The sequence below is a fragment of the Deinococcus metalli genome, assembly GCF_014201805.1.
Lineage (GTDB): Bacteria > Deinococcota > Deinococci > Deinococcales > Deinococcaceae > Deinococcus > Deinococcus metalli.
The window spans coordinates 43,254-57,808 of the sequence record NZ_JACHFK010000016.1 but is presented as its reverse complement, the minus strand read 5'-3'; the positions used below and the strand labels follow the sequence as shown (position 1 = coordinate 57,808).

Below are 14,555 nucleotides of genomic sequence, written 5' to 3'. Positions count from 1 at the left end.
AGCATGACGAGCATGAGAGCTGAAGGCCTCCACGTCGTTTTCCCAGCGGACTATTTCAACGCCCGGCAACCGGACGAGGCCTTCGCGGACCAGGCGGAGATGTTCCGGGCACTCGGCTGGAGCGTCTCGACGTTCACGTTCGACGGTGATCGCCGTTTCCGACCAGCGCTTGAGGAAGGTGCGTCCGTGCTGTACCGCGGCTGGATGCTGGACAGTGCGGCCTACCTTGCATTTGAGGCGGACATCAGCGCTGCCGGGGCGCAGCTCCACACCTCGCCCGCCGCGTACCTGTCCACCCACCACCTCCCGAACTGGTTTCCCCTGCTGCGCGACCTCACGCCCGAGACCGTGTGCTTCAGAGAGCTGAGCGGCCTGGAAGAACAGCTGACCGAGCTGGGCTGGGAGGCCTTCTTCGTCAAGGATTTCGTCAAGTCCCTCAAGACCGGCACCGGAAGCGTCATCACCCGCCCCGAACAGATCGGGGAGCTGATGGGCCGCATGGAACAATTCCGGGGGCAGATTGAGGGCGGCGTGTGCGTCCGCCGCTTTGAGGCGCTGGACGCCACGTCCGAAACCCGGTACTTCGTTCGCGACGGTCAGGCCTTCGCCGCTGGTGGTGGAGTCGTACCCGACATCGTTCAGGACGTGGCCGCGCGCATTCCCTCCCCGTTCTATTCGGTGGACGTCGCCAGGCGTGCGGACGGAGTGTGGCGTGTCGTTGAAATCGGGGACGGACAGGTGTCGGATCTGGTCGGCTGGACGGCCGAGGAATTCGGAGCTGTGTGGAAAGACCGTCCGTAGCCTTTACAGCTCGATCTCTCCGTCGTCCTCGCCCCACCAGTTCACGCGCTTGGCCTTGACCTCGATCATGGTCAGGCCCGGCGTGTCCAGACCGTCCTTAAACCACTGTTCCAGTTCCTTGTGCCAGTGCTCCTGCATGGCGCTTCGGTCATCCGTCAGCGTCGCTTCACCCTGCACGGCGACGAACAGGAACGACTTCTCGGCGCGGAAGTTCAGCTGCACATGCTTGTTCTTCTCGATATCGCGGGCCGCGCGCGAGTCGGCCCAGGTGTAGAAGTAGCTGGTGCCGTCGTACTCGACCTCACCGTTATTGCTCATGGGGCGGGACGCGAGGCGTCCGTAGCTCGTCACGGTGGTCAGCATGCACAGGTCGAGGCCCCGCATCTTCTTCGCCAGTTGAGCCAGCGTCTTGTCAGCCATGTGGCGATGGTACGGAGCGTGTCCACGCGCGTGGTGCGGCCCGGTTTCACCATGTCAGGACGTGACGTGGAGCCGGCCTTCACTCTCGCGCCCTTTGCGTGCCCGCGTGCAGAATGCCGGCCGGGCGCGCGGTATGACGGGAAAATGCGCCTGAACCACCTCAACCTCAGCGTGACCGACGTGCCCGCCTGTGTGGCGATGTTCGAGACCTATTTCGGCTTCTCCCGCTCGGACATGCCCGTCAACGAACACATGGCCTTCCTGCACGGCGAGGACGGCTTCCTGCTGTCGATGTTCCGCGCGAAGGACGTGGATTACCCGAAGTCCTTCCACATCGGATTCATGCAGGACACGCCCGAGCAGGTGCACGCCATGCGTGAGCGGCTGCTGGCGGGCGGGTACGCCGTGCCGGAACCGCAGCAGAACCACGGCCGCCTGACGTTCTACTTCAATGCGCCCGGCGGCTTCGTGGTCGAGGTGGAGTCGTTTCTCGGGTAGGGCGGCTCACGCAAACCCCGCCATCACTCCTTCCAGACTCTCCCGGCTCGGCCGGATCAGGTCCTCGGGCAGCAGGGCCAGCGGCAGCTCCGGCAGGTGCAGCGCTTCGGGCAGCGTCGGGCGGCGCTGGTCGAGGTACAGCAGGCCGGTCACGAGTTCCCCGGTGTGTTTGGAGTTCTCCAGCAGGGCCAGGGCGCCCAGGCGGCTGGCGGGGTCGTAGTCGCGGCCCAGTTTGCGGAGCTGCACGGTGGCGCCGTCGTGGAGTTGCACGCTGATCACGTCGCCAGGGTCGTAGTCCACCATGATCTCGGCGTAGTCGGGAATGAAGGTGATGTCGTGCAGCGGCACCTCGTGTTCCTTGCCGTAGGCGTAGCTCTTGGTGCTGTCGTCGTGGTTGTTGAAGGTCACGCACGGCGACACGATGTCCAGCACGGCCATGCCACGGAACGCGATGGCGGCCTTCAGGAGTTCCGTGACCTGCTTGGCGTCCCCGGCGAAGGAGCGCGCGACGAAGCCGGCCCCGGCGATGATCGCCTCGGCACACAGATCCAGAGGCGGCAGTTCGTTGGTGCCGATGTATTTGAGGTGCTGGCCCTCGTCGGCGGTGGCGGAGAACTGCCCCTTGGTCAGCCCGTACACGCCGTTGTTCTCGATGATGTACACCATGGGCACGTTGCGCCGCACGAGGTGCTTGAACTGCCCGATGCCGATGGAGCCGGTGTCGCCGTCGCCGGACACGCCGATGGCGGTGTGCCAGCGCTGCGCGAGCATGGCCCCGGTCGCCACGCTGGGCATCCGGCCGTGGACGGTGTTGATGCCGTGCGCGGCGTTCAGGAAGTACGCGGGGCTCTTGCTGGAGCACCCGATGCCCGAGAGTTTCATGACGCTGTGGGGCCGCAGGCCGAGCTGGAAGGCCGCGTCGATGATGCGGCTGGAAATCGAGTCGTGCCCGCAGCCGGGACACAGCGTGCTCGGCAGGCCCTTGTAGTCGGTCTTGCTCAGGCCGGCGCTGTTCAGGGCGGGCGGACGGGCGGGCGCGGTCATGCGGGCACCTCCTCGGGCTGGGGGGCGGTCAGGGCGTCCTGCACGCGGGCCGCGATGAACGCCGCGCTGAGTGGCAGGCCATCGCAGTGGGCGACCGAGTGGATGCGCGTGGCGAACTCCGGGTACTCGGTGCGCAGCAGAATGGCGAGCTGGCCCTGCTGGTTCATCTCGACCACCACGACCTCCTCGTGTTCCTCGATGAAGGCGCGGACGTCCTGACAGAACGGCAGGGCACGCACGCGCAGGGCGTCGGTGCGCAGGCCGGCGCGGTCGAGCAGGGCACGGGCCTCGACAATGCCGGGCTCGGTGCTGCCCATGTTGATCAGCCCGGTCCGCGCGCCGCCGCCGCTGATCACGGGGGCAGGCACCACGCTGCGGGCGTGCTCGTGCTTGCGGTCGAGGCGGCGGAGGTTCTTCAGCCATTCCTCCGGGTGCTCGCTGTAGGTGGCGGCGTCGGTGTGGCCGGTGCCGCGCGTGAAGTACGCGCCGCCCAGCGCGTCCGTGCCGGGCAGGGTGCGCGGGCCGACGCCGGTGCCGTCCTCATCGCGGTAGCGGGCAAAGCTGCCGCCCAGCGCCACGATGTCCTCGGCACGTAGCACCTTGCCGCGGTGGATGGGCCGGTCGGGGTACGCGAAGGGCTCGGACATCCAGATATTCATGCCCAGGTCGAGGTCGCTGTTCACGAACACCGGCGTCTGGAGGGCCTCGGCCAGGTCGAAGGCGCGCCAGCCGAACTCGAAGCACTCGGCGGGCGTGCCGGGCAGCAGCACGACGTGTTTCGTGTCCCCGTGCGACAGGTAGTACGTGCTCAGCAGGTCGCCCTGCGACACGCGGGTGGGCAGGCCGGTGCTGGGACCCATGCGCTGGATGTTCCACACGACCAGCGGAATTTCCGTGAAGTAAGCGTACCCGGCGAACTCGGCCATCAGCGAGATGCCGGGGCCGGACGTGCTGGTCATGGCCCGCGCACCGGCCCAGCCCGCGCCGACCAGCATCCCGATCGCGGCGAGCTCGTCCTCGGACTGCACGATGGCGAAGGTGTTCGCGCCGCTGTGCGGATCGCGGCGCAGCTTGGGCATCCACTCGATCAGCCCTTCCGCAAGGCTGGTGGCGGGCGTGATCGGGTACCACGCGACGACCGTACAGCCGCCGTAGATGGCGCCCAGCGCTCCGGCGGTGTTGCCGTCGATCAGAATTTTTCCAGTGGTGGCATTCATGCGCTGCACGGAATACGGATCGGTCTTCACCACGTTCGCCGCGCACCACTCGAAGGCCGCGCGGGCGATGTCGTAGTTGCTCGCCACGACCTTCGCCTTGCCGGCGAAGTTGCGGTTCAGGTAGTCCAGGATGGCGTCCATCTCGATGCCGAGCACCTGGGCCAGCGCGCCCACGTACACCATGTTCATCATGCGGTCGCGGAACTTCGCGTCCACGTTCTGCTCTTTCATGATGGCGTTCACGGGCAGCGGGTACATGCTCACGTCGTCGCGCGGCGCGCTGGGCTTCAGGTGGTCCGGGTAGAACATCACGCCGCCCGTGGGCAGCTCGCGCAGGTCCTGGTCGAGGGTCTTGGCGTTGAAGGCCACCAGCACCTCGGCGTGGTCGCGCCGGGCGGTGTAGCCGTCACCGCTCACGCGGATCGAGTACCACGTCGGCAGGCCCTTGATGTTGCTGGGGAAGATGTTCTTCGCGTTCACCGGGATGCCCATGTGGAACAGCGCGTCGACCAGCGTGGCGTTCGAGGTCTGCGAGCCGCTGCCGTTCACGGTCGCCACGTTGATGGTGAAGTCGTTGACGACCGGGCGGACGGGAGCGGCGGGCCGTGGTGCGGGTTGCGTCATCTGGAAACCTCACTCGAATGGAGGGTGGACGCCGGGCAGACCCCGGACCGGACGCGTGGACGTGTGGTGCTCCGAATCTACTCCCGTCACGCCGGCAGGGTGCCGGACGCCACCGCCCGCGCCACGACGTCCTGCGCCAGCGTCCACAGCGCCGGAAAGTCCCGTAGCGCGCCCTCCTTGAGCCGCAGCACACGCGCTGCCGTGAGGTCAGGCTCCCGCGCGGCGCAGCCCAGGCCGTCCCCGCCCCACGTGAGCAGCACGGGCTGGAGCGCGTCCAGCGCGCGGGCGAAGCGGGCTTCGGGGGTGGCGCGGGCCTCGAACTCGGCGCGCAGGGCGTGGAACTCGGCACGCTGGGCCTCGGGCAGCAGGCCGTACAGCGCGTGTGCGGCCTGCTCCTCGGCCTGCGCCTGCGCGGCGTGCTCGGCCTCGGGCGCGGCGAAGTGCAGGTTGCCCGCGTGGATCTCCACGAGGTCATGGACCAGCAGCAGCCGGACCACGCGGTTCACGTCGGTGCCGGCGGGCGCGTGCTCCGCGAGCGTCACGGCCATCAGCGCGGCGTGCCACGAGTGCTCGGCGCTGTTTTCGGGGCGACTGCCGTCGTGCAGGTATGTGCTGCGCGTCACGGCCTTCAGGCGGTCGCAGGCGAGCAGGAACGCGACGTGATCCGCCAGGGTGGTCATCCGGCGGGCTCGTGCGTCCACAGCGGCACCCGCGCGGTCCGCTCCCGCGCCGCGTCCGGGTCCGTCTGCTCGGGGCGGCAGGTGTCCCACGCCCGGCCGCCCGCGTACGCGCCCACCACCAGCAAGTCGTCGCTGCCGCTGTCGCGCCGGTGCCCCGTGCCGGCGGGAAGCAGGAGCACGTCTCCGGCCGCCAGCGCCAGGTGTGGGCCGCCCTCGCCGCCCAGCGTGACGGTCACGTGCCCGCGCGCGATCACCAGCACCTCGTGGGCGGTCGAGTGGTAGTGGTGGTACGGATAGATGCCGTTCTGCCAGCTGTTCGTCCACTCACGTGCGGCCAGGTGCGCCCCGATTCGCTCCGGTGACCTGTCCTTCAGCGCGGCGCGGTAGACACGGACGGGCAGGGCACTGTTGGGCACGCGGCCGTTCGGCGCGAGGAGCAGCTCTTCGGCGGGCATGCTCCAGCGTACGGCCTGGCCGAATGGTGGGGCCGCGCGCCCGCCCCCTATGCTGGACAGCAGGGGGCACGCGCATGATGACGAAATCACGCATGGAGGCGTTCAGCGACGGAGTGCTGGCCATCATCATCACGATCATGGTGCTGGAACTGCGGGTGCCCGAGGGCCACGAGTGGGGCGAGATCGCGCAGCTGTGGCCGAAGGTGGCCGCGTACGTGATCAGCTTCATCTACGTGGGCATCTACTGGAACAACCACCACCACCTGATGCACACCGTGCGGCGCGTGACGGGCGCGGTGCTGTGGGCCAACCTGCACCTGCTGTTCTGGCTGTCGCTGTTCCCCTTCGTGTCCGGCTGGGCGGGCGAAACGCACTTCGCGCGCGAACCCATGACCGCGTACGGCGTCGTGGCGATCATGGCGGGCGCGGCCTACACCATTTTGGTGCGGACGATCATTGCGGCGGGCGAGCAGAATCACCTGCTGGCCGACGCCGTGGGCACCGACATGAAGGGCAACCTCTCGCTGGCCGGGTACGTGATCGCCATCGTCGCGCCGCTGCTGGGCGGGTGGGGCGTGTGGGTCTCCGGCGCGGCCCTGGTCGCCGTGGCCCTGATGTGGCTGATCCCGGACCGCCGGATCGAGCGGGTTCTGGAACACGGCGCGCCCGAAGGGTGAGGACCCGCAGGAGGTGAGGGACGTGGAGCGCGGGTCCACCGACCTCCACACGTGAGCGCTGACCTTCACCCGGCGTCCTGGCCCGTGTGATAACGCGCCGGACGGGCCGGGCCGGCGTGATGCGCCTTGCCGGCGAACCGGGTGAACGCGGCGTGTCAGGGCGCTGAGGCCCGTGAACGCTTCGTGCGTGCTGGGCGAGGACACGGTGGAGCCGGCACTGAGCGTTCCCGCCGGGAGTCCACAGGTGCGGCCCGTACGGTGGATCACGTCGGCGGGGAACGCCCCGCTGCCGACCCCTCTGGGGTGACCGTGGGCCGCCCGCCGTGGGCGCGATTCCCTGACCTTTCCCGCCGGTGGGCGCCGTGTGCCCGCCATGACCCGCCCGTTCGCGGCTCCCGCGCCGCATGGGCTTCCCTGGAGGACGATGATGAATCGCTCCCTGCTCTCCATCCGCACGCTGACCCTGGGCGCCCTGCTGGGCACCTGCGCCGTGGTTCCCGCCGCCCTCGCCCAGACCGCCGAGCCGCCCGCGCTGGGCCTGCCGGCCACGCCCGCCCCCGTGGCGCCGCCGGCCACCGATCCGCCCGTGACGGCGCCCAGCGCGCCCACGGACACTGCACCCGCCGAGACGACGCCCCCGGCGGACACGGCTCCAGTGGACACAGCTCCCGCCGACGCCGCCCCGACCGAGTCGGCTCCGGCGGACACTGCGCCCACCGACACCCCAACCGAGACAGCGCCGACAGATGCCGCTCCGGCCGCACCCGACACGTCGGCTGCACCGGCGACCACGGCGACCACCGCCACCCTGCCGGCGCTGGAGGGCGAGCGAGTGCTCAGGACCGTGCCCACCGTACTGGGGCAGGCCGTGATCTACGCGGGCAGCGTCGAGAATGCCCTGGGCCGGACCGTGGACGGCCTGAAGGCCGACGGCTACACCGAGGCGCCAGCCAGCGCCGGCGAGGCCAGCACTCCGGCCACGGGCGGGGACGCGGCCACCCAGACCGTCACCCTCCAGAAAGGTGGCGAGACGGTGGATGTGCGCGTGACCGAGACGCTGGGCCTGACGGTCGTGGCAGTCGCCCGTGACCTGTCCGCCGACACGGCCCCCGCCCCCGCAGAGGCCGCCCCGGCGACCACGCCCGCCGCCCCTGACAGCGCCCCGGCCGAGGACGCTGCTCCTGCCGAACCAGACGCCGCGCCAACCACTCCGGACACGCCCAGCGACACCGCACCCGACACGTCGGGTGGGGAGACCACGCCGGCTGACCCGGCGGCGCCCAGCGATCCGGCCCCCTCCACCGATCCGGTCCCCACGCCGCCCAGCCAGCCCTGAACCCCCTCCCACGTGACGGCGGCCAGCTCCCCAGGGGGCTGGCCGTCCGTCCGTTGTCGTTCCCTTGAGCCTGGCCTCATGTTGCAGGTTCCGTGAATAGACGGGTCAGTGCCTTCAGAGACGTTCTGGACGGCATTTTTGGGACGCCAGAGCTGAAGCGTGCGTGTCCGGGCCTTCTCCGGACATTCGAGATCGGCGTGTTCCATGGGCGGCATGGAACAGGTCTCGACATCCGGCACGCCCCCGCCACCTCCTCCCCGCCGGGCGACGACGTCCACTGCTCCCCCGCCCACGGCGCGGCGTCCGTTTCCGTGGGGCTGGCTGTTCGTGCCGCTGCTGCTGGGCGGCGCGGGGTTCGTCGGCTACCGGCTGGGCCACGCGGACAGCGGCTCCGCGGGCACGCCACGCACCGGCGGCGGCTCCTTCGGGGCGGGGCCGGCCGGCGCCGGGCAGAGCGCTGGCGGGCAGACCGGCTCGGGTCAGCCGGGCACGTCCCGTTCCGGCCGCTCATCTGGCACGGCGTCTGACACTGGAAGCCCCTCACGCACGGGCGGCGCGGCCACCGATAGCGCGGCCGCCGATGCGACACGCTCCGGAGCAGCGGGCGCGAGAACAGCCGGGGCCGCTCCCACGGGCGCGGTGACCTCCACGGTCGTCACGCCGGTGCAGGTCACGGCGGCCACGACCGGCACGCTCAGCACGTCGCGCACCCTGACCGGCACGGTCGCGGCGGCGCAGACGACCACGGTCACGGCGCGTACGTCCGGCACAGTCACGGCGGTCGCGGCGGCCGTGGGCGCGTCGGTGAAGGCTGGGCAGACGGTCGTGACCCTCAGCAACACGGACCTGAACAGCGCGGTGCAGAGCGCGCAGAATGCGCTGGACTCGGCGCGGGTGCAGCTGCGGGGCCAGCAGGCGAGCACGGTGGGCGCGCGGGCGGGGCTCCAGGCCCAGGTCACGGCGGCGCAGCTGTCGCTGACGAACGCGCAGGCCACCCTGAACTCCCAGCAGCAGCTCCTGGCGATCGGCGCGGTGGCGCGCAGCGAGGTCACGGCGCAGCAGGCGGCGGTGGCGCAGGCGCAGACGACCCTCACGACCGCGCGGGCCAATCTCGCGGAGAACGAGCGCTCCGGCGCACAGGGCGTCACCGAGGCGCAGCTGACGGTGCAGAAGGCGCAGCTGACCCTGACCCAGGCGCAGGCAGCGGCGGACGCGGCGCGGGTCACGGCGCCGTTCGCGGGGCAGATCACGGCGCTGAACGTCGCGCCCGGCGAGTACCTGACCGCGAACGGCGAGGCGTTCACGCTGGTGAGCGCTCAACGGCAGGTGAACGTGAACGTCCCCGCCACCGAGGCCGCCACCCTGACGCCCGGCACGGTGCTGAGTTTCCGCAGCGGCACGCAGAGCTATCCGCTAAAGGTCGCCCAGAACCCCGGGGCGCCCACCAACGGCAGCGTGCCCCTGACGGCGCGCTTCACGGGGCAGAGCGTGCCTGCGCTGGGCAGCGTGGGTTCGGTGGTGTACACCGCGAAGGTGGCGACCGGCGTGCTGGTGCCGAGCACCGCGCTCCAGGCGGACGGTGACCAGACGTATGTGTTCACGGTCGCGGGCGGCAGGGCCACCCTGAAGGCCGTGACGGTGCTGGGGCAGGCTGGCACGCAGTCCGCCGTGAGCGGCATTGCGTCCGGAGCGCAGGTGGTCACGCAGCCGCCCACCGGCCTGCTGGACGGCGCGGGTGTCAGCACCGGCGGCGCGGCGGCGGGCAGCAGCGCGACCAACCCGGCGGGCGGCCCGCCTCCCGGAGGCCTGCCGTGATCCGCAGGGTCGGGAAGGGCATGTTCTCCGGCGTGAACCCACTGGTGGGCTTCTCGGTCACCCGCTACGTGCTGGCCATCGGGCTGTTCATCGGCGTGGTCGTGTTCGGCTTCATCTCCATGCGCTCGCTGGGCGTGGACCTGCTGCCCAGCACCACCATTCCGGTGGTGACGGTCAGCACGTCGTATTCCGGCGCCAGCCCGGCCACGGTGGACGACTCGGTCACGCAGGTGATCGAGAGCGCCGTGGCACAGGTGCCGAACGTCACCACCCTGAGCAGCACAAGTAGCACCGGCAGCAGCCGCGTGACCCTCCAGCTCGCGGACGGCACTGACCAGAACGCCGCCGCGAACCAGGTGGCGTCGCTGGTGTCCGGCGCGTCGCGCCAGTTGCCGAGCGGGGCGGGCTCGCCGTCGGTGCGGACCTTCAACCCGAACGCCCAGGCGGTCCTGGAATTCGGGGTGGCGGGCGGCACCGCCAGCCTCGCGGACGTGTACGACTACGTGGACACCCAGCTCGTGCCCACGTTGCAGCGCGTGGACGGCGTGGCCGACGTGACGCTCAGCGGCGGGTCGCAGCGCGAGATTCAGGTGCAGCTCGACCCCAACCGCCTGAGCGCGTACGGCCTCACGCCGCAGGCGGTGTCCAGCGCGATCAGCGCCAGCAACGTCAGCTCGTCCATCGGCACGATCACGCGGGACGGCAACTCGACCACGTACACCACCAACGCGAAGCTCACGGGCGTGCAGGACATCCAGAACGTGCTGCTCGACGCCGCCAGGGGCGTGCGGGTGTCGGACGTGGCGACCGTGCGCGACAGCACCACCACCAGCAGCGTCACGCGCGTGAACGGCCTGCCGGTGGTGCTGGTGTCCATCCAGCAGTCGTCGGGCAGCAACGCCGTGGCGGTCGTGGACGGCGTGAAGGCGCTGATCGCCGGCACCACGCTCCCGGCCGGGTACACCGTCACGTTCAGCAACGACACGACCGGCCCGATCCGCGCGAGCATCGAGTCCACCACGCACGAGCTGTGGATCACGGCGCTGGTGGTCGCGGTGGTGGCGCTGCTGTTCCTGGGCCGCCTGAACACCGCCTTCACGGTGATCGCCGCGATTCCGATCTCGCTGGCCGCCGCGCCCATCCTGTACGGCCTGCTGGGCTTCACCTTCAACCAGGTGTCGCTACTCGCGCTGATCGTGGCGATCGGCATCGTGGTGGACGACTCGATCGTGGTCGCGGAGAACGTGGAACGCTACCGCGCGCTGGGCTATGACCGCGTGCAGGCCGTGCTCAAGGGCGCGTCCGAGGTGTTCAGCGCCGTCGCGGCGGCGTCGCTGTCGCTGCTGGCCGTGCTGATTCCGGTCAGTTTCATGGGCGGCATCGTCGGCGAGTACGTCCGGCAGTTCGCGCTGGGCCTCGCGGCGGCCGTGCTGATGTCGTGGCTGGAAGCTCTGCTGTTCCTGACGGTGCGCATGGCGTACACGCCGGATGCCGAGCCGCTGGGCTGGCGAGACGTGCCGCGCGCGTTTGCCCGCGTGCCGCAGGCCGTGCGCTTCGGGCTGACCGCACCGCGGACGTGGTGGTTCTGGGTGCTGGCGGTGGCTGCCGCCGCGCTGCTGTGGACACAGGTGCCGAACCGGGCGTGGCTGCTGGCCCTGCTCCTGCTGCCCGCCCTACTGATGGCCGTGTGGTACGTGTGGGGCGCCCTGCTCGCGGTGGGCGAGGCGCTGACCACCACCCTGCACGGTATTACAGACCGCGGCCTGTCGTTCGTGCGCGACGCCTACGCCCGCAGCCTGGACGGCGCCCTGCACGCCAGCGTGGGCGTGCTGCTGATCGCGGCGGCGTTCCTGGGCCTGACGGTGTGGCTGGTCGTGCCGCGCATGACCTTCACCTTCACGCCCGCCACGGACTCCGGCACGCTGCGCGCCGGGCTGCGGCTGCCCAGCGGCCTGTCGCTGGCCAAGCGCAATGAACTCAGCAACCGCCTGGAGTCCTACTTCCTGTCGCGCCCGGAAGTGCAGAGCGTGCAGGCAAATGTCGGGTCCAGCAACACCAACCTGAACATCACCATGAAGCCAAAAAGCGAGCGGCCCGCCACGGCCGTCCTGACCGCCACGTACCAGCAGGCGCTGCGCAACCTCTACCCGGATCAGCCGGACGTGCGCGCCAACCTGTTCAGCGGCGGCGGCTTCCGTGGGCAGGGCAACAGCCAGAGTGTCACGCTGGTCGCCAGCAACTTCGACCTCCTGAAATCGCGCGCCGCCCTGGCCGTGAACACCCTGGAGGCCGACCCCACCGTGCTGAGCGCCAGCTCCAGCCTGGACAACACCACCCTGGAAAACCAGTTCGTGCCGAACCCCTCGCTGCTGGCGAACGCCGGCCTGAGCGCCAGCACGGTCGCGGGGGCGCTGGGCACCTACGGCAGCGGCAGCAGTGGCGGCAGCGTCGAGATCGGCGGCGTCACGTACCCGGTCACGGTGGAACTCGACCCGACCGTGCTGCAGGACGACCAGTCCCTGCTGTCGCTGCCGGTGTACTCGAACACCCTGGGCAGCGCCGTGCCGGTCGGGCAGCTCGGCAGCATCGTGCAGGCCAGCGCGCCCACCAGCCTGCAGCGCACCAACCGCCTGTACTCGCTGACCCTGACGGTCGAGCCCGATCCGGCCAGCACCCTCAGCTCCACGCAGCAGCAGGAACAGTACACCCAGGACCTGACCCGGGCCGGCGTGATCGACAACCTCGTCACGGTCGGGAAGGCCGACACGAACAGCGCCTTCGCGCTGGGCTCACAGCTCGGGACCATCGGCGTGCAGGCCTTCGGGCTGTCGCTGCTGCTGGTGTACCTGGTGATGGGCGCGCAGTTCAACTCGTTCCGCTACCCGCTGTACCTGCTGCTGCCCGTGCCCTTCGCGGTGGCCGGCGCGTACTGGATGATGTTCCTGAGCGGCAGCACGCTGGACATCTTCGGGGTACTGGGCTTCCTGCTTCTGATCGGGCTGAGCGCCAAGAACGCCATCCTGTACCTGGAGTTCGTGGTCGAGCAGATGCGCGTGCTGCCGCTGCGTGACGCCCTGATCGAGGCCTCGCGCCTGCGCTTCCGCCCCATCGTGATGACCACCCTGACGGTGCTGGTGATCAGCATTCCGCTGCTGCTGAACACCGGGAGCGGCAGCGAGTTCGGGCGCAGCCTGTCCATCGTGATCGTCGGCGGCATCAGCGTCAGCGCCCTGATGACCTTCTACGTGGTGCCCGCCGCGTTCTACCTCTTCGAACGCCGCCGCGCGCCCCAGGTGCAGCCCCGCGCCCGGCTGACGGGGATTCGCCGCGCGCCGCAGGCCTTTAGCCTGCGCGGGGTGCCGGCCGGCGACTGACCGCGCGCACGATCAAGGCGCCCTCCCCATCGTGCGGGAGGGCGCTTTCCTGTTCTCAGCGCTCAGTCCGCCGGGATCACCACGCCCACTTCCGGGGCGGGCTCCAGTTTAGGTTCCAGCACCGGCACGCTGCCCAGGCGGTTGATGCCGTCGAAGGCGGCGGTCTTGTAGCACTCGGCCAGGGTGGGGTAATTGAAGACCGTGTTCACGAAGTAGTCCACGGTGCCGCCGAAGGACATCACCGCCTGACCGATGTGGATGAGTTCGCTGGCGCCGCTGCCGATGATGTGCACGCCCAGCAGCACGCGCGTCTCCAGGTGGAAGATCAGCTTCAGGGTGCCCTGCTCGTCCCCGATGATCTGGCCGCGCGCGATCTCGCGGTACTGGGCCTTGCCGATCTCGTAGGGCACGCCCGCCTGGGTCAGTTCTTCCTCGGACTTGCCGACCGTGCTGATCTCGGGAATGGTGTAGATGCCGTACGGGAACAGTTCCGGCACGCTCTGGGTAGGGATGTCGTAGGCGTGGCATGCGGCCAGCCGGCCCTGCTCCATGCTGACCGACGCCAGACTGGGAAAGCCGATCACGTCGCCCACCGCGTAGATGTGCGGCTGCGAGGTCTGGTAGTGCTCGTTGACCTCGATGCGACCGCGCCCGTCGGCGCTCAGGCCCGCCGCCTCCAGGTTCAGGCGGTCGGTCGCGCCGACCCGGCCGATGGAATACAGCACCATGTCGGTGGTGATCTCCTTGCCGCTGGCGAGCGTGACCTTCACGCTGCCGGTGCGGCCGTCCGCGCCGGGCAGCGCGGTCACGTCGCGCACGCCCTCGCCCAGGCGCAGCGTCATGCGGTTCTGGCGCAGTTGGTACGTCAGGATGTCCGTGATCTCGTGGTCGATGAACTCCAGCAGCCGCGGCCGCTTGTCGATCAGCGTGACGCGCACGCCCAGCGCGGCGAACATGCTGGCGTACTCGCAGCCGATCACGCCGCCGCCGATCACCGTGACCGTGCGCGGCAACGTGCTCAGATCGAGGATGTCGTCGCTGATCAGGATGCGCTTGCCGTCGAAGGGAATCTTGGGATCGCGCGCTGCCCGCGTGCCCACCGCCACGACGATGTGCCGGGCCGAGACCTCGCGCCACGTCTCGCCGCCCTTACCGGCGCGCACGTCGCGCAGGCGCAGGGTGTGCGGCCCCGTGAAGCTCGCCTCGGCGGCGATCACCTCCACGCGGTTGCGGTGCAGCTGCGAGCGGATCACGTCCAGTTCGTGCGTGATCACGCTGGTCGTGCGGTGCAGCAGGTCGTCCATGCCCAGGTCTTCCTTGACCATGTACGACGCGCCGTACAGCCCGCGCTCGTTGTACCCACTGAGGTGCATGATCGCCTCGCGGAAGGTCTTGGAGGGAATGGTGCCGGTGTTGATGCACACGCCGCCCACCACGGTCTTGCGCTCGATCACCGCCACTTTCTTGCCCAGCTTGGCGGCCTGGATCGCCGCTCGCTGTCCGCCCGGCCCGGAGCCGATCACCAGCAGGTCGTGGGTGTAGTCCGCCGGAACGTCTGCATGGGTCATGGGCACCTCGGAACACGCACATGGGGGAAAGAAGCAGTGGCCTTCA

The 14,555-nt window shown here is 69.9% G+C and carries 12 protein-coding genes; 6 read left to right on the top strand and 6 right to left on the bottom strand.

Annotated features, from left to right (window positions below):
- The first annotated feature begins 12 nt into the window (after positions 1-12).
- On the top strand, positions 13-801 hold the full coding sequence (locus HNQ07_RS21615; RefSeq protein ID WP_184115702.1) for an ATP-grasp domain-containing protein: 789 nt from the start codon (positions 13-15) through the stop codon (positions 799-801).
- A gap of 3 nt (positions 802-804) precedes the next feature.
- Here HNQ07_RS21615 and HNQ07_RS21610 read toward each other — a convergent pair whose 3' ends face one another.
- Positions 805-1,221 (bottom strand): pyridoxamine 5'-phosphate oxidase family protein, encoded by a 417-nt coding sequence (locus HNQ07_RS21610; protein ID WP_184115700.1) that lies wholly within the window; start codon positions 1,219-1,221, stop codon positions 805-807.
- 144 nt (positions 1,222-1,365) lie between these two features.
- Here HNQ07_RS21610 and HNQ07_RS21605 point away from each other — a divergent pair, with 144 nt between their 5' ends.
- Positions 1,366-1,719 carry a VOC family protein gene (locus tag HNQ07_RS21605; protein ID WP_184115698.1) on the top strand — a complete coding sequence of 118 codons (354 nt, stop codon included), beginning with the start codon at positions 1,366-1,368 and terminating at the stop codon, positions 1,717-1,719.
- Between the two features lie 6 nt (positions 1,720-1,725).
- Here the strand turns inward: HNQ07_RS21605 and HNQ07_RS21600 are convergent, their stop codons facing one another.
- From HNQ07_RS21600 to HNQ07_RS21585, 4 genes are all read right to left on the bottom strand, one after another.
- A complete protein-coding gene (locus HNQ07_RS21600; protein ID WP_184115696.1) occupies positions 1,726-2,763 on the bottom strand; it encodes a 2-oxoacid:ferredoxin oxidoreductase subunit beta in 1,038 nt (345 codons plus the stop codon).
- Positions 2,760-4,604 (bottom strand): 2-oxoacid:acceptor oxidoreductase subunit alpha, encoded by a 1,845-nt coding sequence (locus HNQ07_RS21595; RefSeq protein ID WP_184115694.1) that lies wholly within the window; start codon positions 4,602-4,604, stop codon positions 2,760-2,762. The genes HNQ07_RS21600 and HNQ07_RS21595 overlap by 4 nt, the downstream gene beginning before the upstream one ends.
- An 86-nt stretch (positions 4,605-4,690) precedes the next feature.
- Entirely contained in the window at positions 4,691-5,284 is a 594-nt protein-coding gene (locus HNQ07_RS21590) for an HD domain-containing protein (protein WP_184115692.1), read from the bottom strand.
- Entirely contained in the window at positions 5,281-5,739 is a 459-nt protein-coding gene (locus HNQ07_RS21585) for a cupin domain-containing protein (RefSeq protein ID WP_184115690.1), read from the bottom strand. Before HNQ07_RS21585 ends, HNQ07_RS21590 begins: the two co-directional genes overlap by 4 nt.
- Positions 5,740-5,813: 74 nt before the next feature.
- Here HNQ07_RS21585 and HNQ07_RS21580 point away from each other — a divergent pair, with 74 nt between their 5' ends.
- From HNQ07_RS21580 to HNQ07_RS21565, 4 genes are all read left to right on the top strand, one after another.
- Positions 5,814-6,416: a TMEM175 family protein gene (locus HNQ07_RS21580; RefSeq protein WP_221275276.1), complete on the top strand. Its 603-nt coding sequence runs from the start codon at positions 5,814-5,816 to the stop codon at positions 6,414-6,416.
- Between the two features lie 424 nt (positions 6,417-6,840).
- Positions 6,841-7,752, top strand: a complete 912-nt coding sequence (locus tag HNQ07_RS21575) for a hypothetical protein (protein WP_184115688.1) — start codon at positions 6,841-6,843, stop codon at positions 7,750-7,752.
- 213 nt (positions 7,753-7,965) lie between these two features.
- Positions 7,966-9,567 carry an efflux RND transporter periplasmic adaptor subunit gene (locus HNQ07_RS21570; RefSeq protein ID WP_184115686.1) on the top strand — a complete coding sequence of 534 codons (1,602 nt, stop codon included), beginning with the start codon at positions 7,966-7,968 and terminating at the stop codon, positions 9,565-9,567.
- The gene (locus HNQ07_RS21565) at positions 9,564-12,941 is read left to right on the top strand and encodes an efflux RND transporter permease subunit (protein ID WP_184115684.1); all 3,378 of its coding nucleotides are present in this window, start codon (positions 9,564-9,566) and stop codon (positions 12,939-12,941) included. Before HNQ07_RS21570 ends, HNQ07_RS21565 begins: the two co-directional genes overlap by 4 nt.
- 62 nt (positions 12,942-13,003) lie before the next feature.
- Here the strand turns inward: HNQ07_RS21565 and sthA are convergent, their stop codons facing one another.
- Positions 13,004-14,509: a Si-specific NAD(P)(+) transhydrogenase gene (gene sthA, locus HNQ07_RS21560; protein ID WP_184115682.1), complete on the bottom strand. Its 1,506-nt coding sequence runs from the start codon at positions 14,507-14,509 to the stop codon at positions 13,004-13,006.
- Positions 14,510-14,555 lie beyond the last annotated feature (46 nt).

What these genes read in the sequence shown, in the direction of transcription:
- HNQ07_RS21615 (WP_184115702.1), top strand. Translation starts at nt 13, where the DNA reads ATGAGAGCTGAAGGCCTCCACGTCGTTTTCCCAGCGGACTATTTCAAC.
- HNQ07_RS21610 (WP_184115700.1), bottom strand. Translation starts at nt 1,221, where the DNA reads ATGGCTGACAAGACGCTGGCTCAACTGGCGAAGAAGATGCGGGGCCTC.
- HNQ07_RS21605 (WP_184115698.1), top strand. Translation starts at nt 1,366, where the DNA reads ATGCGCCTGAACCACCTCAACCTCAGCGTGACCGACGTGCCCGCCTGT.
- HNQ07_RS21600 (WP_184115696.1), bottom strand. Translation starts at nt 2,763, where the DNA reads ATGACCGCGCCCGCCCGTCCGCCCGCCCTGAACAGCGCCGGCCTGAGC.
- HNQ07_RS21595 (WP_184115694.1), bottom strand. Translation starts at nt 4,604, where the DNA reads ATGACGCAACCCGCACCACGGCCCGCCGCTCCCGTCCGCCCGGTCGTC.
- HNQ07_RS21590 (WP_184115692.1), bottom strand. Translation starts at nt 5,284, where the DNA reads ATGACCACCCTGGCGGATCACGTCGCGTTCCTGCTCGCCTGCGACCGC.
- HNQ07_RS21585 (WP_184115690.1), bottom strand. Translation starts at nt 5,739, where the DNA reads ATGCCCGCCGAAGAGCTGCTCCTCGCGCCGAACGGCCGCGTGCCCAAC.
- HNQ07_RS21580 (WP_221275276.1), top strand. Translation starts at nt 5,814, where the DNA reads ATGATGACGAAATCACGCATGGAGGCGTTCAGCGACGGAGTGCTGGCC.
- HNQ07_RS21575 (WP_184115688.1), top strand. Translation starts at nt 6,841, where the DNA reads ATGATGAATCGCTCCCTGCTCTCCATCCGCACGCTGACCCTGGGCGCC.
- HNQ07_RS21570 (WP_184115686.1), top strand. Translation starts at nt 7,966, where the DNA reads ATGGAACAGGTCTCGACATCCGGCACGCCCCCGCCACCTCCTCCCCGC.
- sthA (WP_184115682.1), bottom strand. Translation starts at nt 14,509, where the DNA reads ATGACCCATGCAGACGTTCCGGCGGACTACACCCACGACCTGCTGGTG.